Here is a 22,241-nt window from a genome sequence, read left to right on the forward strand (position 1 = left end):
GACCCATCCATTCCCGCCAGCGCGCCGCCGGCGGCAGGTCGGCGAGATCGCGATCGAGCGGTTCGGGCTTGCGGCGGCTCATCGGCTCAAAGGCCATACAGCCGAAAGCTCGGGCGACCGGTCAGTTCGCGTGCGGCCCCGAGCGCGACGAGCCGCTCGAACAGGCGGCGCAGGCCACGATCCGACATGCCGGCCAAGCGTGACGAGGCCGCCACGGCATCGTTCTCCAGGAGCGCCTGCACGACCGCGGCGGCACCCTTGGCGCGCAGCCGTGGCGCGACCGCCTGCAGGGCCGCGGCGCGCCGGCTGAGCTCGCCTGCCAGATCGCTGGCCTGGGCCGCGACCTGGGCGTAGCCCGCGCAGCAGAGATGCGGCCAGGCGGGATCGGCGGGCCGCACGCGGCGCCCCTGCGGCCCGAGCCGGAACTCCGTCTGAAGCGCTACGGCGGCGAGAAGCGGCACGGCCACGGGCCAGCGCTGTGGCTTTCAGTTCCTGACTTCAAACCCCCATCTGGCGATTCCAGTAGTTCCAGCAATGGGTTAGGCGTCTACTCGGCCGACTTTTTCAGTTCATCACTTCAATTTTTGCCGTTTTTTCAGCTCATGACTTCAATTACGGTCACGTTCTGCCGCGGCTCGCGTCTGGAGGTCACGACATGGAGCCCGCCCGCGCCAGCGAGAAGGCTTGGCAGCAGGCCAAGTGGTATGCGCGGGTGCTTGAGCATGTGCTCGCCAGCAGGGAGCGTCGCGGGACTGCGATCGCTCGCGCCGCACGGGAACTGAATCTTACGACTCGGCAGGTCTACACCTTGCTTGCGCGCTTTGAGCAGGAGCGTGTCGTGTCCGCGCTTTTGCCGCGGGCCAAGAACCCGAGAAAGCGGCGTGAGCAACAAGTCGAGACGATCATCGAACTCACGCTTCGCGAGCTGTGGCTCGTTCTCGAGGGGACACCACTGGCCCCGGTTGTGGAAGAAATACGCGCCCGCTGCGAGCAGGTCGGAGCACGCCGCCCAAGCTACAATACCGTCGCGGCCCGAATTCCCCTACTCTTCACCGCAGAAGAGATCGCCAAGAAACGGACCGCGAATGAGCAGCATCTCCGCCGCTTGAAACCGCGCCCAGGCTACATCCATGCCCCGCATCCCCTGGCCGTTTGCCAGATGGACCACACTCAAAAAGACATCAAGTTTCTTGAAGTCAGCGACGAGTTCGGCGAGTTTGTCGGTCGCCCCTACCTCACGATCAACGTCGACGTCGCCACGCGTTGCATCCTGGGCTTCTGTCTGACCCTGGAGAAGCCCAGTCGGTTGTCCGTGGCCTTGTGCCTCGCTCACTCACTTTGTCCCAAGGACGATTGGCTGAAAGAGCACGGCCTCGATCACCATCCCTGGCCGACCTACGGCCGTCCGAAGATACTCCACGTCGACAGCGCAAAGGAGTTCCAGTCCGTCGCATTCGAGCAGGGCTGTGACGAGTACCAGATCAAGATCAAGTACCGCAACCGCGGCTGCGTGCACACCGGAGGCGTTGTGGAACGGCTGCTCGGAAAGCTGAACACAGCCACTCGGACCTTTCCTGGGACGACCGGCCGGTCCGTCGCCGACAGGGACCGCTACCCTTCAGAGGAGCTGGCCTGTCTTACGTTTGCCGAACTCGAAAAATGCGTCGCTCTCGCCATTGTCGAGCACAACACCAACGAAAACCGGAAAACCCTCAAAGTTCCGCTCACCGAATGGAAGTGCCATGCCGCATCACTTCCGCGCTTCAACGACGATCCCAAGCAGGTGCTGTTGACATTCCTGCCTGGACCTCGCGAAGGCCGTAGTCTGTTTCCCCAAGGCATCCGGCTGTTTGGGCTCGAGTACTATGAACCCCACTCGCTTGGACCCCTGGTGCCGGAACGCGACCGCCTCGGGAAACTGCACGTCAAATATGATCCCCGCGACATCAGTCACATTTATGTCCGGCATCCGCATACTCAGGAGTATCTTGCGATCCCACGACGAGACGGTGAAAGTTCCAGGGTCACGCTGTGGGAATTCCGGGAGACGCAGGCTGTCAAGCGCGCGCAGAACCAACGCAGCAGTGTCGAACAGGCAAAACCTCGCCGCGAGAGGGAGGAAATTGCTCAGAACGCGCGGCAGAGGAAGGCGGCGTCTCGTGCGTCCGCCCGGAACGCGCATGCCGCGAAGCCAAAGAAACCTTACGAAGAGATGGTGCCGCCGCCTGCGCCACCCGGCGCTCATCCGATCCGTGAGAAACGCCGTTTGATCATCGAAGAATGGTAAGGTCCAATGACGGATCACCTCCTGGACCATGTTCGCCCCTACCTCGCAAGAACACCGAAGGAGCGAATCTACTACATTCTATCACCTCTATGGATCGGCTACGGTGCAGCGCTCGCGGCGCACCGAACGTTGGACGGTCTACTGTCGCGACCGCCATCATTCCGCACGAAGGGCCTCATGTTGGTGGGTCCGTTTGCGAATGGCAAGACCATGATTGCTGAACGGTTCGCACTTCAGCATCTCAAGACGGCGCGGAAACAGAGGGTGTGGGTTGTCCAGACGCATGAAGGTGTAGGACTGTTCCACTTCTACACGAGCATCATCCGCGCGCTGCACGCTCCTTCCACAGGCGGTCGGAGCCTCAACGCTCTGGATGGGCAGCTACATCAGCTGTTCAGCGAACTCTCGCCTCGCGTATTGATCTTCGACGACTTTAACAATGCCTTGCGTGGTCGACTCCGTGATACGAAGTCCGTCTTCGCGTATTTGCGACGACTTGGAAGAGAATACGACATTTCGCCCGTACTTGTCGGTGACGTCACTGTTTACGATTACGTGAACGACAGCGAAGACATGGGAAGCCGGTTTGAGCTATGTGCGGTGCCGCGTTGGCAATATGACGAGGAGTACTTGGCACTCCTCGATAGTCTGGAAGCAGTCATCCCCCTCGCCAAAGCGTCAAACCTGTCCGATGAACTCATTGCCCGACAGATCTATTCCGACTCGGAAGCATTGATCGGTGAGATTGTCGGCATTGTCGGTAGGGCCGCCATTCGCGCCATCAACGACGGAAGTGAAAAAATCACCCTGAGCACGCTGAGGGCCCTAGAATACGTGCCACTCTCCGGACGACGCAACGCGCCCGAGAGGCAAGCTTTGCTGTAGGCAGAATGGGACAGTCCGCACCGATCAGCATCGAGGTCCAGCCACGCTACCGCGCAGTCCAGGGCGACCGGTGGCCTGTCCAAGTTTCTCCGCGAGCCGGGGAATTGCTTTCCAGCTGGATTCACCGCGTCGCCTTCGCACACGGGCTGCCGCCACGACGCTTCGCTGATGCACTCAATTTCGGGACCGGGATGTGGTCGCCCCGGCTCGATGTTGATTTCCCCAACTGGGCTCTTCGCTTGTTCGCGCATTATTCGGGTGTGGCGCCAGACACCCTCGTGAGGATGACCGTCCAGGACAAATTTTGGAAGCGATTGTTGCTGCCGTTGCGCCATGATGTCTCTCAAGAAAAGTCAACATGGCTCCAGTTTTGCCCGAAATGCCTCGCTGTAGGTAAGACGCCTTACTTTCGGCGCCGATGGAGGTTCGCCATCCACGTTCATTGTCGCCAGCACGGCTGCCGATTGCTGGATCGTTGCCCTCGTTGCCAGCGGGGCATTGCGTCCTTCGACCAGACAGAGCTAAAGCCGCAGCATTGTTGTGTCGCATGTGGCCTGGATTTGCGGCGGGCCCGTACCCAGCCGCTTGATGCCGAGACGGCATGGGTGGCGCAGTGCATCGAGGATATTGGCCGCTTGGAGTTCGCCAAGGGATCTAACCAGTCGCTAGCCTCGCGTCTGCTTGAACTGCCAGGCATGGCGGACGCCGGGAAAACGCGCGTGCTAACAAACTTTTCGGTTGAGCACCGGATCGGCTTCTATCGCCTGATCGCATCTCGTATGGTTGATCTCCTGGGTTCCGATCCTTCACCACTCGTTTCGTTCTGGCGTAAGCGCATCATCATGGAGGGTGGGATTGATGCTATCATGCAATCGTTGAGCGACAATCTTGCATTTCGAGGTCCACGCGGATCGCTCTATCCACCGATGCGCAGACCACTGATGCGCAAGTTGCCGAGGAAAGTCGTCTACTCCGGAGAATGGCATGATCTCGTCAGGTCATACCTCGAGCTCAACGCTCGTTCGCGCGGATCGTCCTAAGACAACTTTATTGGATGTTAATCAGCCTCGAAGTTGAACTCCGCCTCGGTCCGCTGATGACGCAGAGGTCTGCCTTGGGTCAAGCCTGTGTGAAAACCCAAACAATCTCAGTTCCGACGAACTATTTATACTTACCCGCGCCTCTGCACGGGGATTCCCCGGGCTATCCAAGCTCGGGAGACATAAAATTCCTTCAAGGAACGACCGGTCAACGTTTTGACACAGGCTCGGTCAACTTCGGTCATGGAGCAACGCCCTATGAACGTCTTCCTTTCCACGTTCTTCGGACCGTTTCCACAGCCAACGGATTTGGAGATCGCCTGATGAACGACCTGAAGGTGTAATTCGAGCCTGTCGGTTGAGCGGCGTTCGGGTAGCCAGTGACCTCCGGGCTCCTGCCGCGGCGGGAATGCAACGTGGGAGACCCTGGTGGTGTTTGATCCCGGCGATCGTCCCAGCATCGTTGCGCGACGACACGGCCCCGGAAGCGACTCAGCCGGCCGCCGGTGACGAGGGACCTCCCGCCGTCTGGCGCAGCTCCCGCAGCCGTTCCTCGACGGCGTGGAGACGTGCGATGCATGCGCGCCAGGGCGGGGGAACCGCGTCTTCCGCGACGGTCTCGGGCGGCGCCTCACAGGCCTCCTGCCCGCCCGCCAGCGCCTCGCAGAGGCTTGCCACGTCGGCGACGCGCTCTCCCAGCCACGACGGCGGCTCGTCTGTCCCGCGAAGCGCATTCGCCACAGCTTCGCCGAACAGCAGCGTCGATGCATAGAGGCCGATCGCACGGCGTTCGTGCCGTGCGGCAAGCTCGGCGACGTCCCTTGCGGCGAGCCGTCCCCGGACCGACCAGCGGCTGATGCTTCTCGCCTTGGTGATCCCGGCCTCGAGGGCATCGAGGCTGTCGTGAGCGGCCAGGAATCGGTCGAGGGCGCTGTGCGCCTTCTGCCGGTCCCGCCCGGCGAGGGCCTGCGCATCGTCAGCGAGGCCCTGGGCCAGCCGATGGAGGAACCGGCGCGCGGCGCCGTCGATCAGGCGCACGGGATCGGGGGTCAACAGCACCTGGCTGAACGCGAGGCCCACGGCGGCCCCCACCGCCACGTCGGCAAGGCGCGTCGGGCCGGCCACGGTCGGTCCGAGTGCCAGCACGAGGAGTGCCGAGACGGCGGCCTGAATGGATATGACGGGAGCCGGCCCGAACGTCACGGCGGCCATGATGGCCAGGAATGTGATGAGGGCAATCTGCAGCGGCGCAGCGAACACCGGCCCCTGGAGCAGGAGTTCGCCGACCACGATGCCCGTGACAACGCCCAGCACCATGTTGACGGCCTGGCGCCTCCGACTGGGGAGACCAGGAGACAGGCAGACGATCGCCGCCACTGCGGCAAAGACCGGGTGAGGATGGCCCAAGAGCTGCTGGGCGAGCCACCAAGATGCCCCGGCACCTACAGCCGCCGCCAGGGCGTCCCGCCAGCCGGAGGACCAGCGTTCGACCAGATCCCGTCCCGTCAAGCGTTCCTCCAACGCGGCAGATCTCCTGCACCGGAGTGCCGCTGGATGGGGTTACGGGCCAAGCGCCGGAGCCGTGTGGTCGTCGCCCCGGGTGATCGCATCCAGGACGGCGTCGGGCCGTGGCCTGCTCCCAGCATCATCGAGCCCAGGGGGCGGCATCTTCGTGCCCCTCCCCATCCCGGGCAAGTTCACCTCAGTGCCTGGCCCTGTCCAGCGGGCAGAACGCAGCCCATCAGCACTTCATCGACCCGTTCCACCGCCAGCTCCGCGCGATCGAGCGCGGCGCGGATCACATGGCTGCCGAGCTCTGGCGCGGCGACACCTGACAGCCCGCCCTGGAACCGGCCGAGCGGTGAACGGGCGGCCGAAACGATTACGACCGGATCAGGATACGACATTTGCACCTCCATAGGATGATGGTTGACATATTATATGATAAGCGTCATGTAAAGGGACAGTTTCGAGTGGAGGCGGCGCATGAGGTACGAAAAGGGGCGCAAGGAAGAGACACGGCGGCGCGTCGTCGAGGTCGCATCGCGACGGTTTCGCAGAGACGGAATTGAAGGAACGGGCGTCGCCGGACTGATGGCCGATGCCGGCCTTACCCATGGGGGTTTCTACGCCCACTTCGGGTCGAAGGATGACCTCGTGCGCGAAGCGCTCGCCGACGCGCATGCGCGCAGCCGCGACACTTGGCTCGCCGAGGTGAAGGCCGCACGCGAGCGCGGCGAAAACGGCCTTGAGGCGATCGTGCGCCGGTACCTGCGCACGGCGCACCGGGACCGGCCGGAGGCAGGCTGCTCCGTCGCGGCCCTTGCGCCGGAGGTCGCGCGCAATAAGCCGAAGACGCGCGAGGTCATGGCCCGGGCGGCGAGCGATCTGGTCGCCATCATCGCCTCCGAGCTGCCATCATCCCTGCCTGAGGAGAAGGCCCGACAGACCGCCTATGCGATCTTCGGCCTGATGCTCGGCACGTTGCAGCTTGCACGCGTGACGACGGACAAAGCTGCCGCTGAGGCGATTCTGCAGGCCGGCCAGGAAGCCGCCTTGCGCCTTGCGCGTCAGGGGGCCTGATGGATCAGCGCACGCGGCGGCTTCTCGAAGGCCCAATCGGACCAACCCTGCTCCGGCTCGCTTTGCCGAACATGCTGGTCATGTTCGTCCAGGCTTCAATCGGCCTCATCGAGACGTATTTCGTGGCGGCTCTCGGCACCGATGCACTCGCCGGGATGGCGCTGGTCTTTCCGCCCCTGATGTTGATCCAGATGATCTCGGCTGGCGCGATGGGCGGTGGGATTCTTTCTGCCGTGGCGCGCGCCATCGGCAGCGGGCGCCGGGATCTCGCCGGGATTTTGATCTGGCAGGCGGTCTTCATCGCGTGCGCCCTCGGCGTCGTCACGTGCGGCGTGTTCCTGGCCGCTGGTGGGGCTCTCTATGCCGGAATGGGCGGTCGGGAAGGCTCGCTCTCCGCCGCCCTCACGTATTCCAACACGATCTTCGCAGGCGCGATTTTCATCTGGCTGTTCAACTCCCTCGCGGCTGCCATCCGCGGCGCCGGGAACATGCTGCTTCCCGCTGTTGTGATGTGCGCGGGTGCGATCGTGCTCGTACCCCTCTCGCCCGCGCTCATCTTCGGTCTCGGGCCGTTCTCGCCCCTCGGGATTGCCGGGGGCGGCGTTGCAGTCGTGGCCTATTACGGTGTGGGCACGCTCGTATTTGCCCATCACCTGTGGTCGGGCCGCAGCGTCGCCAAGCCGCCGTTAAGCCCACCTGCCCTGTCGGTGACCGTCCTCGTCGGCATCCTGAAGGTCGGCGGGCTGTCGTCGGTCGTCAGCGCAACGACGAACATCACGATCGGCTCCGCGACCTCCTTCATCGGCGTCTTTGGCCCGGCTGCGGTCGCCGGCTACGGAACCGGCGCGCGGCTGGAGTACCTTCTCGTGCCGCTGACCTTCGGACTGGGAGCGCCCCTGGGCGTCATGGTCGGAACCTGCATGGGAGCCGGCAAGCGTGACCGAGCGCTCCGGGCTGCCTGGATCGGCGCCGCGGTGGCGGGGCTGACCACAGGGACCATCGGACTTGCCGCAGCGCTTCGCCCGGAGACGTGGCTGGCCCTCTTCAGCAGCGACCCAGCGCTCATCGCAACTGGCTCCCGCTACCTGCAGATCGTGGGACCCTTCTACGGCTTCTTCGGCACCGGCATGGCGCTCTATTTCGCGGCGCAGGGTGCCGCCCGCGTGATCTGGCCCCTGATGGCCGGTCTCCTACGGATTGCGGTTTCGGTCGGCGGCGGCTGGCTCGCCCTGCACTGGGGCGGCGGGACGGACGGGGTCTACCTGGCCCTGGGCCTTGGCCTTGCAGTCGTGGGCCTTGTGAATGGCGCTGCAGTTGTTCTCGGTTCCTGGTCTTCGGCGCAGGAGCCACTCATCTCCATCAGGCCGCAAGAAGTCGCCAGATGATCTCGTCCCACGTTGCCGCTTTCCTCGCGCGCCGGAACATCCACTACGGCTGGGCCGTCGTCGCCGTGACCTTCCTGACCATGCTCGTCACGGCCGGCGCCGTGGGCGCCCCCGGCGTCCTCATCTTGCCGCTGCACCAGGAATTCGGGTGGGAGACGGCCGAGATCTCCGCTGCTCTAGCCATTCGGCTCCTTCTCTTCGGGCTCATCGGCCCGTTCGCTGCGGCGCTCTTGAACCGCTACGGCGTGCGCCGGATCACGCTCGCCGCTTTGTCGCTCATTGCGGGAGGGCTTGTCCTCTCCTTGGCCATGACCCGGATCTGGCAGCTGATCCTCCTCTGGGGAGTCGTGATCGGGTTTGGCACGGGCCTGACCGCTCTTGTGCTCGGTGCGACGGTGGCGACACGCTGGTTCTCGGACCGCCGCGGATTGGTGATCGGTCTTCTCACGGCGAGCTCGGCGACGGGACAGCTCCTCTTCTTGCCCTTGCTCGCCAGCCTCACGGAGCGCCTCGGATGGCGACCCGCCGTCGCGCTGGTCTGTATCCTTCTGGGCCTCGCGGCGCTTCTCGTCTTCATGATCATGCGCGACCGGCCCTCTGAGCTCGGCTTGTCGGCTTATGGCGAGACGACGGGCGCAACCGCGCCGTCAGCCTCCCTGGTTTTGATTTCGCCTCTTGTCGCCTTGAGGGAGGCAGCCAGGACGCGCGAGTTCTGGATTCTGTTCGGAACCTTCTTCATTTGCGGCGCGAGCACCAATGGCCTCATCCAGACGCACTTCATTCCCCTGTGCGCCGATTATGGCCTGGCCGCAGTGGGAGCGGCGTCCGTCCTCGCCGTCATGGGGGTGTTCGACTTCATCGGGACCGTAGGATCGGGCTGGCTGTCCGACCGCTTTGACAACCGCTGGCTTCTCTTCTGGTACTACGGCCTGAGGGGCCTCTCGCTTCTCTATCTGCCCTTCACGGAGTTCTCGTTCTATGGCCTGTCGCTTTTTGCGATCTTCTATGGCCTCGACTGGATCGCCACGGTTCCGCCGACTGTCAAATTAACGGCAACGAAGTTCGGGCGCGAGCGCGCAAACCTGGTTTTCGGGTGGATCTTCGCCGGCCACCAGCTCGGGGCCGCGGCGGCAGCCTTCGGCAGCGGCTTCTCGCGAACCACGCTCGACACCTACCTTCCTGCTTTCTTCGCTGCAGGCGGCCTGTGCCTGATCGCGGCCTCACTGATCCTGACATGGCGTGATGGAATGCAACGGAGCACCATCGTTTCAACTGCGAGTGCTCCGGCCCGCTAGCCGAAGTAGGCGAGGCGTCCGCGTTGCGCCAGGAGCGGAGGCAGCATGACAGACCAGCGTAGCTCCCGCCTGCACAATGGCGGGGTTCTGAAGGAGACAGTTCATGCCCACGGCAAAGATCCATGTTCATGAGGGCCGGTACGATGAGGAGCGGCTTGCCAAGCTAGGAGAGGCGATCCAAGCGGCACTCGAAGCGGCGCTGAAAGTTCCGCCTGAAGATTACTACCGCATCATCCATGTCCTGCCCCGGAACCGCTTTGTGCATACGCCCTCTTTCCTCGGGCTGACCTATAGTGAGGACTTCATCCTGCTGGAGCTGACCTTCATCGTGGGACGACCGAAAGAGACCCGCCTGATGCTTCTCAAGGAATTGAACGAGCGCGTGGTCGTCGCCACGGGCATCTCGCCCGATGACTTGAACGTCCTGATCTACGAGCTGCCCGGTGAGAACATTTCCTTCGGCCGGGGCGTGGCGCAGAGGGCTCACATCTCAGCCGGGGGCTGATCGAGATGATCAGGCAGCTATGGGTCGAACTCGGCGCTTTCCTGCCCTGCGCTGGCGGCCGCATCGGCGGACTGAGCGGAAACCAGGCGGATGCGGAAGGTGCCAATTCCCGACATTCGGCGACGCAGCTCTGCCGAGACGGCTCGCCTTGCTCAACGGAACCGTCATCTCTGCCCGCGGCCAGCATGCTGAGGGGCCCCCGCCTGAAGCGCTTCGCGGGCGCAACCTTGACATCCGCCCATGGGCATCATCGCCTGTTCGCGGAAGCATCCCGTCCGGACGGCATGACTGCCACTGGGGCTGAGCGATCATCATCGCAAAGTTTTGAATATACCTCACGACCGACGATTATAGGGGCACGCCCGCAACGGCGCCGCTTGCTAGGCCGGCAGCCGAGGCCTATCGTCTGCTCTCAATCAACGTCTCTGCGTTGGACCTGGGCTCCCGACGAGCCGCTTTCAATCGACAGCTTTGCCGACGTCGCTCCTGAACCGAGTGGGTTACGTACCCCAAGAGGGAGGACCTGATCGCAAGAGCCGCAGCCTTCACCGAAGTTCGCGAAGCTGATCGCAAAGCCGAAGCCTCCATCGACGAATGAGAGGGTCTAGGGACGACTGCGCTGCGGCTTGTGCACACAAGGCTAGGTACGTCTCGATCGTTTGCTCGCCCATCTCAATGATCGCCAGCTTTGGCGAATTTCAGAGGAGGTTCGCGCGGGTTTCAACCACTGCGCAAATTGCACTGAAGCTTTGGACGTGCGCGTTGTGCGACTCCCGTGCACGCGCGGCAACATACATGGCAATCCACGAGGGCAGTTCATCAATGACAAAGAACAAGCTCTTGGCAGCCGCGGTACTCGCAATCGGCGCCCCGATGGCGGGCTATGGAGGGGAGATGAACGTGGCGCAGCCGACTACATCCCCAGGAGTGCGGGCCCCGTTCCTTCATGGCTTTTCCACTGGTCAACCTGCCGGTCAATCCGAACTCGCTTTTCTTGAGCGCGCGAACGAGTGGCTCAATTCGCCGCCTCTGAGACCGTCGGCCCTACGCGGAAAAGTCGCACTCATCGATTTCTGGACGTACACCTGCATCAACTGGCGGCGCACGCTTCCCTATGTGCGCGCGTGGGCCGAAAAATACAGAGATCAATGGCTAGTGGTTATTGGCGTCCACGCGCCAGAGTTTACATTTGAGAAAGACCTAAACAACGTTCGCTGGACCGTGAAAGACATGCAGATCGATTACCCGATCGCGGTCGACAACGAGCATGTTATATGGCGAGCATTTGAGAACCAGTATTGGCCAGCCTTGTACTTCGTCGTTGCGCAGGGGCGTTTTCAACATCATTATTTCGGCGAGGGCTCATTCGAACAGTCGGAAATGATCATTCAAGAATTGCTGGCCGAGGCGGGAATGGGCGGGATCGACCGTCAGCCCGTATCGGTCGACGCCCGTGGTATCGAGGTGGCCGCCGATTGGGGCGACCTGAAGTCTGCGGAAAACTATGTCGGGTATGAGCGCAGCCAGAACTTTGCATCGCCCGGCGGGGCAGTCTTGGATGAGCCTCGCACGTATCAACTGCCCGCGCGGTTGCGGCTGAATGATTGGGCGCTCTCTGGCGATTGGACCGTGAAGAACCAAGCCGCGGTGCTGAACAGGCCCAATGGCGGCATCGCGTACCGTTTCCATGCCCGCGATCTCCATCTCGTCATGGGCCCGGCAGCGCCGGGAGCGTCCGTGAGATTTCGCGTGCTGATCGATGGACAGCCGCCAGGCGCGGCTCACGGAATTGACGTTGACGAACAAGGCGATGGCACGGTGACCGAGCAGCGGCTGTACCAGCTGATCCGACAACCGCAACCCATCGTCGGTCGACAGTTCGAAATCGAGTTTCTTGGTTCAGGCGTGGAGGCCTTTGCGTTCACGTTCGGCTGATCCCGTACGTGACCATCCAGCGAAGGAGAGTCCAAGTGAACACGATCTCGCAAGGAACCAACCGGCATCGCCGCCGCTTTCTTGGCGGAGCGGTCATGACAGTCGCAGTCGCCCAGTTCGGCGTTTCCAATCCTGCGGCGGCACAATCCGGCTCGGCAAGGCCGACGAGTGTTCTATCGACCAACCCCGCCAGGGACACCACGTTTGCCTCGCTCAAGCAGGTCGATGCCGGCGTCCTGAATGTCGGGTATGCCGAAGCCGGCCCTGTCGACGGCCCTGCCGTTCTTCTTCTGCACGGCTGGCCCTACGACATTCACAGCTATGTCGATGTCGCGCCGTTGCTGGCCTCGGCGGGCTACCGTGTGATCGTACCGTATCTGCGCGGTTACGGCACCACGCGCTTTCTCTCGAGCGACACGCTCCGGAACGGTCAGCCGTCGGCGCTCGCCGTCGACATCGTGGCCTTGATGGACGCTCTCAAGATCGAGAAGGCGACGCTCGCGGGCTATGATTGGGGCGCGCGGACGGCCAACATCATCGCGGCGCTCTGGCCGGAGCGTTGCAAGGCCATGGTCTCGGTCAGCGGCTATCTGATCGGCAGCCAGGAAGCCGGCAGCATGCCGCTGCCGCCACAGGCGGAGCTGCAATGGTGGTACCAGTTCTATTTCGCCACCGACCGCGGCCGCGCCGGCTACGACAAATACCGGCATGATTTTTCCAGACTCATCTGGCAATTGGCTTCGCCGAAATGGGCCTTCGACGACGCCACGTTCGACCGCAGCGCGGCCGCCTTCGACAATCCGGATCACGTCAGCATCGTGATCCATAACTACCGCTGGCGGCTGGGCTTGGCTCAAGGCGAGCCGAAGTATGACGCGCTGGAGAAGCGGCTCGCTGAATTTCCTGTCATCACCGTCCCGACCATCACCCTGGAAGGCGACGCCAACGGCGCGCCACATCCGGAGCCCGCGGCCTACGCGAAAAAGTTTTCCGGGCCATACGAGCACCGCAACGTTACGGGAGGCATAGGGCACAACCTACCGCAAGAAGCGCCGCAGGCATTCGCTCAGGCTGTCGTGGACGTAGCAGAGATTTAGCCCGCAGAGCGACAACAGGCTCGTTCGCAAGCGTTCGGACCTGCCACGAGGGGTCGAGGAACAGCGGGAAGGCAATTTGGGAACCCACCATGAGCCACATCGCAAAGGTCCTGCATACCGGGAAAACCCACACCACCGGTGGTCGGGATTGTGGCGCCTCGCGCAGCTCTGACGGGCGTCTGGACATCAGGCTCTCGAGCCTCGGCTCGGCGCGGATTGGCGCCAACCCGGAGCAACTGCTAGCTGCTGGCTGGTCGGCCTCCTTCGAAAGTGCGATTGCCTTTGTGGCCTGCAAGAGAAAGATCGCTTTGCCGGCCGAGATGGCGATCGACGCCGAAGTCGATCTGAACGTCGCGGATGACGACGACTACTTCCTCAGCACTCGGCTCAACATCAGCCTCCCGGGTATCGACCGCGATACCGCTCACGCGCTGGTCAACGAAGCAAACAAAATCTGCCCGTACTCCAAAGCAACACGCGGCAACATCAAAGTTGCCATTAACCTGGTCTGAGAGGACATCATGGCCTTCGTGATCAAGATCAATGGGAATGCCCACGCGATCGATGCCGACGGCGATACGCCGCTGCTCTGGGTGTTGCGCGACGTGCTCGGCATGACAGGTACCAAGTTCGGCTGCGGCATGGCGCTGTGCGGCGCCTGCACGGTGCATGTCGACGGCGTCGCCACCCGATCCTGCGTCACCCCGATCGACAGCCTCGGTGATTCCGAAATCACGACCATCGAGGCCATCGGCATGACAGCGGCGGGCGCGAGAATCCAGAAGGCCTGGCTCGACCGGGAGGTCGTTCAATGCGGCTACTGTCAGTCGGGCCAGATCATGTCGGCTGCGGCACTCCTGGCGAGCAACCCGCATCCGACCGATGTCGACATCGACGACGCGATGTCCGGCAACATCTGCCGCTGCGGGACCTATGTGCGCATCCGCGAAGCGATCAAAGAGGCCGCGCAGGCGAGCTGACAGGGAGGTTGATATGATCCGCGAGTCCCTCTCTTCCCCGGTCACCGGCGCGAGCCGATCGGTCCTCTCCCGGCGGCAGTTCCTGCAGGCCGGAGCGGCTGCGGGCGGAGGCCTGATGCTGAGCCTCAGCCTGCCGTTCGGCTATGGTGACGCCGTGGCGTCCGGGGCCGACGCCTTCGTGCCGAACGCCTTCATCCGTATCGACAGCGACGGACGAATTGTCCTGACCATGCCCTCTGTCGAGATGGGCCAGGGCACCTACACCGCGATCCCAATGCTGATCGCCGAAGAGCTGGAGGCCGACCTGTCGCAGGTGCGGCTGGAACATGCGCCTCCGAACGAAAGGCTCTACGGCAACCCGCTGCTGGGCGGGATCCAGGCCACCGGCAACTCGAATGCGATCCGCGCGGCGTGGCAGCCCCTGCGCCACGCCGGGGCGACGGCCAGGACCATGCTGGTCGCCGCGGCAGCCCAACGCTGGAACATCGACCCGGCGTCCTGCCGCGCCCAGAGCGGCGAAGTCCTTCACCCGGCAACCGGCAGAAGGTTCACCTATGGCGAACTGGCTCCCGACGCGGCGCGCCTGCCGGTGCCCGAAAGCGTCGTGCTCAAGAGATCGGAGGAGTTCAGGCTCATCGGCACCCCGGCCAAGCGGCTGGACACGCCGGCGAAGGTCAACGGAACGGCCGTCTACGGCATCGACGTTCGGCCGCCGGGCGTGAAGATCGCGACGCTGGCGCAATCGCCTGTCTTCGGCGGTCGGGTAAGGGGCGTAGACGATACAGCCGCCATGGCGGTGAAGGGCGTGCGCCAGATCGTGCGGCTCGACGATGCCGTCGCCGTCGTGGCCGACCATATGGGGGCGGCGAAGAAGGGGCTGGCAGCCCTGGTAATCGAATGGGACGACGGTCCGCATGCCGGGCTCACCACGCGTGAGATCGTGGCCGAGCTCGAAACCGCGACGCTCAATCCGGGAGCGGTGGCGCAGAAGATCGGCAATGTCGACCAAGCCATGGCGAGCGCCGTCACCAGAATCGAGGCGATCTACCAGGTTCCGTTCCTCGCGCACGCGACCATGGAGCCGGTGAACTGCACGGCTCATGTCCGCCCGGACGGCTGCGAGGTCTGGGTCGGCACGCAGGCCATCGCGCGGGTCCAGGCGGCGGCCGCGAAAGCCGCGGGCCTGCCGCTGGACAAGGTGGTGGTCCACAATTATCTGATCGGCGGCGGGTTCGGGCGGCGGCTCGAGGCCGATTATGTCGTACGCGCCATTCAGATCGCGCAGCACGTCGACGGTCCCGTCAAGGTCGTGTGGACGCGCGAGGAAGATATCCAGCACGACATGTATCGGCCGTATTGGCTCGACCGGATCTCCGCCGGCCTCGATGAGAAGGGCATGCCGGTCGCCTGGAGCAACCGCTTCGCGGGCTCCTCGGTCCTGGCGCGATGGGCCCCTCCGACGTTCAACAACGGGCTCGACCCCGACACCATCGAAGGCGCCATCGATCTCGTCTACGATCTCCCGAACCTGCACGTCGAGTATGTGCGGGTGGAGCCCCCCGGCATTCCAACGGCCTTCTGGCGCAGCGTCGGACCGTCGCATAACGTGTTCGTGACCGAAAGCTTCATGGACGAACTGGCGGCAGCCGCGAAGCAGGATCCGGTCGCCTACCGGCTGGCTCTTCTCGGCAAGACGCCGCGCGCCAGAGCCGTGCTTGAGCTTGCAGCGCAAAAAGCCGATTGGGAACAGCCGCTACCGGAACGGGTCGGCCGCGGCGTCTCCCTTCAACACGTCTTCGCCACCTACATGGCGCACGTCGCGGAAGTCGAGGTAGCAAAGGACGGCGTGGTTCGCGTCCGGCGCGTCGTCTGCGCGGTCGATTGTGGCACCGTCGTCAATCCCGATACCGTGCGGGCGCAGATCCAGAGCGCGGTCATGTTCGGCATCACGGCGGCGCTCCATGGCGAGATCACCGTCAAGGACGGACGTGTCGAGCAAAGCAACTTCGACACCTATCCAATCCTGCGCATGAACGAGGCGCCGGCCGTGGAGGTGCACATCGTTCCAAGTTCCGAGCCACCGGGCGGCATGGGCGAAGCCGGAACTTCGGCGATCGTCCCCGCGGTTGCCAACGCGGTTTTCGCGGCCACGGGAAAACGCCTGCGCAAGATGCCGATCGACGTTGCCGCGCAAGAGGGCACCAAATGAGCCGTCTTCCCGACAATGTGAGCCACGGCCAACCTCCCTTGCGTTACATCTCACGTTCTGCCTCGAAGCGGAGACGGGCCGCTCCCACTGCATGCAGCAGGAGGTATCCCTAGGGCGGTACGCGACGGCGCCACTTTGGTCTCGTTCTCGCGGCGCAGCCCTCAGCCGAGCGGTCGTCATTCACGGCCGCAAGTTCGCGTACGTTCCTGCCAATGCAAGTGACGGCCCGGGCGGGGAGATCCGCCCCGGGCGTCCTGCCCGGAGAAGAGGATCATGGCCATGTCGACCTCCACCACTTCTGGCGCAGTTACGGATGGTGCATCCGCGGGCCCGGTGCTTGAGCCGACAACCCAGAGCTTCATCGATGCCCTGACGGCTGCCGGCGATCCGCCGCTCTACACCCTCAGCCCGGCGGACGCCCGCGATGTGCTGGCAAGGGCGCAGGCCCAGCCCGTGGCAAAGCTGGACGCCGTGATTGAGGACACAATCTTCCCGGTCGGCCCGACCGGATCGGTGCGCATCCGCATCATCCGCCCACCGGATGCCGGCGGTGCCCTGCCCGTGGTGATGCATTTCCACGGTGGGGGATGGATTTTGGGCGACAAGGATACCCATGACCGCATGGCACGGGAGATTGCCGTCGGCGCGAACGCCGCCGTGGTGTTCGTCGATTACGACCGATCACCGGAGGCTCGCTACCCAACTGCCATCGAGCAAGCTTATGCCGCCACGCAGTACGTGGCCGACCACGGCGATGATCTGAACCTCGCCCCCTCGCGTCTGGTGGTGCTCGGCGACAGTGTCGGCGGCAACATGGCTGCAGCCGTGACGCTGATGGCCAAGCAGCGCGGCGGGCCGAAGATTGCCTTCCAGGTGCTGCTGTATCCTGTGACCGACGCGAACTTCGAAACCGGATCCTATCAGCGCTTCGCCGACGGTCCCTGGCTGACCCGCAAGGCGATGCAGTGGTTCTGGGACGCCTATCTGCCCGATCCCGACGCGCGCAAGGCGATCACCGCCGCGCCGCTCAACGCCGCGCTCGAACAGCTTTCCGGTTTGCCCGATGCGCTTGTCATCGTTGATGAGAACGATGTGCTGCGAGACGAAGGCGAGGCCTATGCCCGCAAGCTGTCCCAGGCCGGCGTGCGGGTCACCTCGGTCCGCTACAACGGCACCATCCATGACTTCGTGCTGCTGAATGCCCTGGCGGGCACGCCCGCGGTCCGAAGTGCAATCCGACAGACAACCGATGCCTTGCGAGAGGCCCTGCATCCGGAGTGAGCGGAGCGACCCACCGTTATCCCGAGTCTCGCTGCTTTCGTCCAGGATGATGGTGGGTCGGAGGAGGTACGATGGTTCCGTATCGTTGCAAGCCTCCTTGCTGGAGGCAGGCCATTCTTCTCGGTCTTCTGCTGCCGGCAGCGTGCAACCCTCCGCAGCAAGCAGCGGATCCGGCACCGCAGCCCGCGGTTGGGGTTCGGCCCGCGGAGATGCGCGGGGTGAACCAGGCCTTCCAGTTCGTCGGGCACATCAAGGCCGTGAGCAGGGTCGATCTGCGCGCCCGTGTCGAGGGCTTCCTCGAAGAGGTCGCATTCCGGGAGGGACAGACCGTCAGGACCGGCGACCTCCTCTACCAAGTCGAGAAGGTCCAGTTCCAAGCGCAGCTCGATCAGGCGAAAGCAAACCTCGCCTCGGCCGAGGCCGTGGTGACCAACGCCCAACTTCAATACGACCGGCAGCTTTCTCTTTCCCAGCGGCAATACACCCCTCAGTCCACCGTCGATCAGAGCAAGGCCGATCTCGACAGCGCCAAGGCCAATGTCCTGCAGATGAAGGCAGCGCTGACGCAGGCCGAGGTAAATCTCGGTTATACCGAGATCAGGTCGCCGATCGACGGCCGGATCGGCCGCACCGCCTACACGATCGGGAACCTCGTCAATCCGGCGAGCGGCGTGCTGGCGACGATCGTGAGCCAGAACCCGATCTATGTGCTCTTTCCGGTGAGCGTGCGCGACCTCGAGCTCATCCGCGAGGCGCGCCGTGAGGAAGGTGGCGGCCTCGCCAAGATCGAGATCCGTGTCCGCCTGTCGAGCGGCGCCGAATACCCGCAGCGCGGCGTCTGGGACCTGACCGACCCGCAAGTCGATCAGCAGACCGACACACTCATCATGCGCGCGACGATTCCGAATCCCGACGGACAGTTGATCGACGGCCAGTTCGTGGCCGCGGAGATCCGCCGGCGCCAGGAGGAGCCGCGCTTGGTCATTCCGCAGGCGGCCCTGCAGTTTGACCAGACCGGCTATTACGCCTTGGTGGTCGATGATCAGCACAAGGTGCAGCAGCGGCGGATCAAGACCGGTCCGAACCGCGATGCCGATGTGGTCGTCACGGCGGGCCTCCAGGAAGGCGATAACGTCATCGTGGATGGGATCCAGAAGGTCCAGCCCGGGCAGGTCGTGCAGGCGAATGTGCTGGCGCCGGAGGCCACGAACAAATGATCTCGAACATCTTCATCGACCGGCCCCGTCTCGCCTTCGTGATCTCGATCGTCATCACCTTGGCGGGCCTAATCGCCATGAGGGCGATCCCGGTCGCCCAGTTTCCCGACATCGTGCCGCCGCAGGTCTCGCTCACGACCCTCTATCCCGGTGCCGATGCGGAAGTCGTGGAAACGACCGTCGCTCAGCCGATCGAGCAGCAGATCAATGGCGTCGACAACGCCCTCTATTATCAGTCGACGAGCGGAGCCGATGGCAGTTACGCGCTGACTGTCACCTTCGCGCTCGGCACCGATCCCGACATCAATACGGTGAATGTCCAGAACCGGGCCCAGCTCGCAACGCCGCTCCTGCCGCAGGAAGTCCAACGTCAGGGGTTGGTCATCCGCAAGAAATCGGCGGCGCTTTTGCAGGTCATTACCCTCTCGGCGCCGCGGGGCACGCATGATGCGCTGTTTCTCAACAACTATGCCACCATCAACATCATCGATCCGCTGGCACGCATCCCCGGCGTCGGCCAGGCGAGCCTCTTCGGTCCTCTCGATTATTCGCTGCGCCTGTGGCTCGATCCCGACCGCCTGACGGCCTTCAACCTGACACCGGCCGATGTGATCGCCGCGATCCAGGCCCAGAACCTGCAGGCCGCAGTGGGCCGCATCGGCGCCGCGCCCGCACCGGGCAACCAGCAACTGCAGCTCACGATCAAGACCAAGGGGCGGCTGACCCGGACCGAGGAGTTCGAGAACATTATCTTGCGGGCGAACCCCGATGGCTCGCTCGTCCGCGTCAAGGACGTGGCCCGTACCGATCTCGGCGCCAAGACGCAGGACCGCCACACCCGCTTCAACGGCGCGCCATCCGCGGCGATCGGCATCTATCAGACGCCTGGTGCCAATGCGGTCGAAGTGGCGCGGCGCGTGCGGGAGGTGATGGACGGCTTGGCTCAGCGCTTCCCGGACGATGTCCGCAGCGATCTGTTCTGGGATGCGACCACCTTCGTCACCGCAACCGTGAACGAGGTCATTCGCACCCTGATCATCGCCTTCCTGTTGGTGGCGCTCGTGGTGTTCCTGTTCCTCGGCAAGCTGCGGACGATGGTGATCCCGCTGGTCGCGGTGCCGGTCTCGATCATCGGCACCTTCGCGGTCATGCTCCTCATTGGCTACTCGGCCAATACCGTATCGCTCCTTGCCCTGGTGCTCGCCATCGGCATCGTGGTCGACGATGCGATCGTGGTCACCGAGAACGTCGAGCGGGTGATCGAAGAGGAACCGAGTCTCTCGATCCCTGACGCCACCAAGAAGGCCATGGCGGAGATCACCGGGCCGATCATCGCCATCACCCTCGTGCTCCTGTCGGTCTTCATTCCGGTGGCGTTCATCCCCGGCATCAGCGGCCAGCTCTTCCGCCAGTTTGCCGTCGCGGTCTCGATCGCGATGATCATCTCGGCGGTCAACGCTCTGACGTTGAGCCCGGCCCTGTGCTCGGTCCTCTTGAAGCACACCGGGCCGCATCGCGGGCCCATGCGATACGTGCTCGGCGCGATCGATCACGCGCGCGACGGCTACGTCGCGGTGGTGCGTCGCCTGGTCCGCGTCGCCATCGTGAGCCTGATTGTCGTAGCCGGCGTCGCCGCGGCGTCGCTCGGTCTGTTCCGGGTGACTCCGCAAGGCTTCCTGCCGTCGGAGGATCAGGGCGCGATCTTCGCCGCCATGCGGCTGCCCGAGGGCGCGTCCAGCGAGCGCACCGAGAAGCTGGTTGCTCAAGTGGAAGACATCATCCGACCGACCCCGGGAGTCGCAGGCGTCCTGTCGGTGGTGGGCCTGAATTTTATCGACTACGTGGCCTCGTCGAACAGCGCCTTCTTCGTAATCCGCATGAAACCGTATGAGGACCGCACCGATCCGGCCCAGAGCGTCGGTGCGGTCATCGCCCACCTGCGCCCGCAGCTCGCCGCCGTCCAGGGCGCCGTCGTCTTCCCGTTCAACCTGCCGCCCATTCTCGGGCTCGGCAATACCGGCGGCTTTCAATACGCGCTCCAGGCGCTGCAGGGCCAGAGCCCCACGGACCTCGCGGCCGTCATGCGTGGACTTCTCGTTGCGGCCAACCAGCAACCTGAGCTTGCCGGCGTCTTCAGCACCTTCGCGGCCGATACGCCGCAGGTCTACCTCGACATCGATCGCGACAAGGCACAGGTGCTGGGCATTCCCATCAGCAGCATCTTCAATGCGCTGCAGGCGTCACTGGGCGGATTTTACGTCAACGACTTCAATCTCTTCGGACGCACGTGGCAGGTCAATGTCGAGTCCGAGGCCGGATTCCGCAACGAGATCGACGACATCTACCGGGTCTATGTCCGCAATGCCGCCGGGACCATGGTGCCGATCCGTGCCCTGGCCCAGGCGCGGCTCGTGCAAGGACCGCAGGCGGTCGTGCGCTACAACGGCTTCCGTGCCACGATCATCAACGGCGCGCCCAAGCCAGGTTACAGCTCGGGCCAGGCGCTCGCGGCGATGGAACGGATCTCGGCCGCGACCCTGCCGCCCGGCTACGGTTTCGAATGGACCGGGACCGCGCTGCAGGAAAAGACGGCGAGCGGCCAGACCGGCGTCGTGCTCGGCCTTGCCGTGCTCTTCGCCTATTTGTTCCTGGTCGCGCTCTACGAGAGCTGGAACGTCCCGATTCCGGTCCTTTTGTCGGTCAGCGTCGGCGTGCTCGGCGCCATCGGGGCGGTGAAGCTGTCCGGCCTTGCCTTCGACGTCTACGCACAGATCGGGCTCGTGGTGCTGGTGGCGCTTGCCGCCAAGAACGGAATTCTGATCGTCGAATTCGCACTCCAGCAGCGGCTCCAGGGCGTAAGCATCAGCGACGCGGCGATCGCTGGCGCGCGCTTGCGCTTCCGGCCGGTGATGATGACGAGTCTCGCCTTCATCTTCGGTCTCCTCCCGCTGGTGATCGCCGAAGGTGCCGGAGCGCTCAGCCGGCGTGCCGTCGGCACTCCGGTGTTCGGCGGCATGATCGCGGCCGCGCTCTTCGGCATCTTCGTGATCCCGATGCTCTATGTGGTCTTCCAGAAGCTGCGCGAGCTCAGCTCGCGCCGTAAAACCGGCATGGAAGACGCGCCGCGCAGCGGAGTGAGGGATAGCCTCGCAGCGGAATGAGAGACAGCCTGTTTGCGCCCATTCGACACCCATGATCGTGCAGTCAGGCGCTCAGTCGCCAAGATAGCTGCAGAATACGCGTCATATCTCGTTCGGTGATCCCATCGAACGATGCATGCGCGAGCACGGGACTCAAAATTGGCCAAGTGGACGTCGCCGCTCTTGGCGTATTGCGTCTCCGGTGGGGTGTGCGAGCTTTGCATCGAGCTTCCTTTCGGCGGGGCCGAGCCGGCGCTGAACCGCGATGAAGATGCTCCTTTTGGTGACGCGCCCAAGACGATCGGTGTCGTTGGCGTGGAGCCGAGCGCGCTCGTCTGTGGGCACCCCCGGGAATCACATCAGATCCGATCCTTGCAGATGATGTGAAGGTCTGCACCGGGT

The 22,241-nt window shown here is 63.8% G+C and carries 17 protein-coding genes and 1 pseudogene; 15 read left to right on the top strand and 3 right to left on the bottom strand.

Annotation, left to right across the window (positions count from 1 at the left end; translation table 11 throughout):
* Positions 1-86 precede the first annotated feature (86 nt).
* Positions 87-467: a DUF1403 family protein gene (locus tag BN1233_RS34710; protein WP_052764069.1), complete on the bottom strand. Its 381-nt coding sequence runs from the start codon at positions 465-467 to the stop codon at positions 87-89.
* Positions 468-655: 188 nt separating this feature from the next.
* Between BN1233_RS34710 and BN1233_RS34715 the strand changes: the two genes are divergently transcribed.
* The 3 genes from BN1233_RS34715 to BN1233_RS45385 are packed head-to-tail and all read left to right on the top strand — an operon-like array spanning position 656 to position 4,212.
* Positions 656-2,287 carry a Mu transposase C-terminal domain-containing protein gene (locus tag BN1233_RS34715; RefSeq protein WP_046868177.1) on the top strand — a complete coding sequence of 544 codons (1,632 nt, stop codon included), beginning with the start codon at positions 656-658 and terminating at the stop codon, positions 2,285-2,287.
* A gap of 6 nt (positions 2,288-2,293) precedes the next feature.
* Positions 2,294-3,172, top strand: coding sequence for a TniB family NTP-binding protein (locus tag BN1233_RS34720; protein ID WP_046868178.1), 879 nt, complete (start codon positions 2,294-2,296; stop codon positions 3,170-3,172).
* Positions 3,173-3,177: 5 nt separating this feature from the next.
* Positions 3,178-4,212 (top strand): TniQ family protein, encoded by a 1,035-nt coding sequence (locus tag BN1233_RS45385; RefSeq protein WP_074078441.1) that lies wholly within the window; start codon positions 3,178-3,180, stop codon positions 4,210-4,212.
* 492 nt (positions 4,213-4,704) lie between these two features.
* Here BN1233_RS45385 and BN1233_RS34730 read toward each other — a convergent pair whose 3' ends face one another.
* The gene (locus BN1233_RS34730) at positions 4,705-5,721 is read right to left on the bottom strand and encodes an FUSC family protein (protein WP_052764072.1); all 1,017 of its coding nucleotides are present in this window, start codon (positions 5,719-5,721) and stop codon (positions 4,705-4,707) included.
* Positions 5,722-5,918: 197 nt separating this feature from the next.
* Positions 5,919-6,119 (bottom strand): annotated as a pseudogene (locus BN1233_RS34735) (thiolase family protein); the annotation flags it as partial.
* Positions 6,120-6,198: 79 nt separating this feature from the next.
* On the opposite strand from BN1233_RS34735, the gene BN1233_RS34740 reads away from it, so the two are divergent.
* The 12 genes from BN1233_RS34740 to BN1233_RS34795 all read left to right on the top strand — a co-directional run bounded on the left by BN1233_RS34740 (position 6,199) and on the right by BN1233_RS34795 (position 21,860).
* Positions 6,199-6,795, top strand: coding sequence for a TetR/AcrR family transcriptional regulator (locus BN1233_RS34740; RefSeq protein ID WP_046868182.1), 597 nt, complete (start codon positions 6,199-6,201; stop codon positions 6,793-6,795).
* On the top strand, positions 6,795-8,180 hold the full coding sequence (locus tag BN1233_RS34745) for an MATE family efflux transporter (protein WP_046868183.1): 1,386 nt from the start codon (positions 6,795-6,797) through the stop codon (positions 8,178-8,180). Before BN1233_RS34740 ends, BN1233_RS34745 begins: the two co-directional genes overlap by 1 nt.
* Positions 8,177-9,475, top strand: coding sequence for an MFS transporter (locus BN1233_RS34750; RefSeq protein WP_046868184.1), 1,299 nt, complete (start codon positions 8,177-8,179; stop codon positions 9,473-9,475). The genes BN1233_RS34745 and BN1233_RS34750 overlap by 4 nt, the downstream gene beginning before the upstream one ends.
* Before the next feature lie 103 nt (positions 9,476-9,578).
* Positions 9,579-9,980, top strand: coding sequence for a tautomerase family protein (locus BN1233_RS34755; protein WP_046868185.1), 402 nt, complete (start codon positions 9,579-9,581; stop codon positions 9,978-9,980).
* 822 nt (positions 9,981-10,802) lie between these two features.
* On the top strand, positions 10,803-11,915 hold the full coding sequence (locus BN1233_RS34760; RefSeq protein ID WP_052764070.1) for a thioredoxin family protein: 1,113 nt from the start codon (positions 10,803-10,805) through the stop codon (positions 11,913-11,915).
* 44 nt (positions 11,916-11,959) lie between these two features.
* A complete protein-coding gene (locus tag BN1233_RS34765; RefSeq protein ID WP_425311773.1) occupies positions 11,960-13,012 on the top strand; it encodes an alpha/beta fold hydrolase in 1,053 nt (350 codons plus the stop codon).
* An 89-nt stretch (positions 13,013-13,101) separates the two neighbouring features.
* Positions 13,102-13,524, top strand: coding sequence for an Ohr family peroxiredoxin (locus BN1233_RS34770; protein ID WP_046868186.1), 423 nt, complete (start codon positions 13,102-13,104; stop codon positions 13,522-13,524).
* Between the two features lie 9 nt (positions 13,525-13,533).
* Positions 13,534-13,992, top strand: coding sequence for a (2Fe-2S)-binding protein (locus tag BN1233_RS34775; RefSeq protein ID WP_046868187.1), 459 nt, complete (start codon positions 13,534-13,536; stop codon positions 13,990-13,992).
* Positions 13,993-14,005: 13 nt separating this feature from the next.
* On the top strand, positions 14,006-16,201 hold the full coding sequence (locus tag BN1233_RS34780; RefSeq protein ID WP_046868188.1) for a xanthine dehydrogenase family protein molybdopterin-binding subunit: 2,196 nt from the start codon (positions 14,006-14,008) through the stop codon (positions 16,199-16,201).
* Between the two features lie 273 nt (positions 16,202-16,474).
* Positions 16,475-17,482 (top strand): alpha/beta hydrolase, encoded by a 1,008-nt coding sequence (locus BN1233_RS34785; RefSeq protein ID WP_147707722.1) that lies wholly within the window; start codon positions 16,475-16,477, stop codon positions 17,480-17,482.
* Between the two features lie 209 nt (positions 17,483-17,691).
* On the top strand, positions 17,692-18,699 hold the full coding sequence (locus BN1233_RS34790) for an efflux RND transporter periplasmic adaptor subunit (RefSeq protein WP_280139513.1): 1,008 nt from the start codon (positions 17,692-17,694) through the stop codon (positions 18,697-18,699).
* A complete protein-coding gene (locus tag BN1233_RS34795; protein WP_046868190.1) occupies positions 18,696-21,860 on the top strand; it encodes an efflux RND transporter permease subunit in 3,165 nt (1,054 codons plus the stop codon). Before BN1233_RS34790 ends, BN1233_RS34795 begins: the two co-directional genes overlap by 4 nt.
* Positions 21,861-22,241: the final 381 nt, after the last annotated feature.

Origin of the sequence: Microvirga massiliensis (assembly GCF_001006805.1) — a bacterium.
Classification (GTDB): Bacteria; Pseudomonadota; Alphaproteobacteria; order Rhizobiales; family Beijerinckiaceae; genus Microvirga; species Microvirga massiliensis.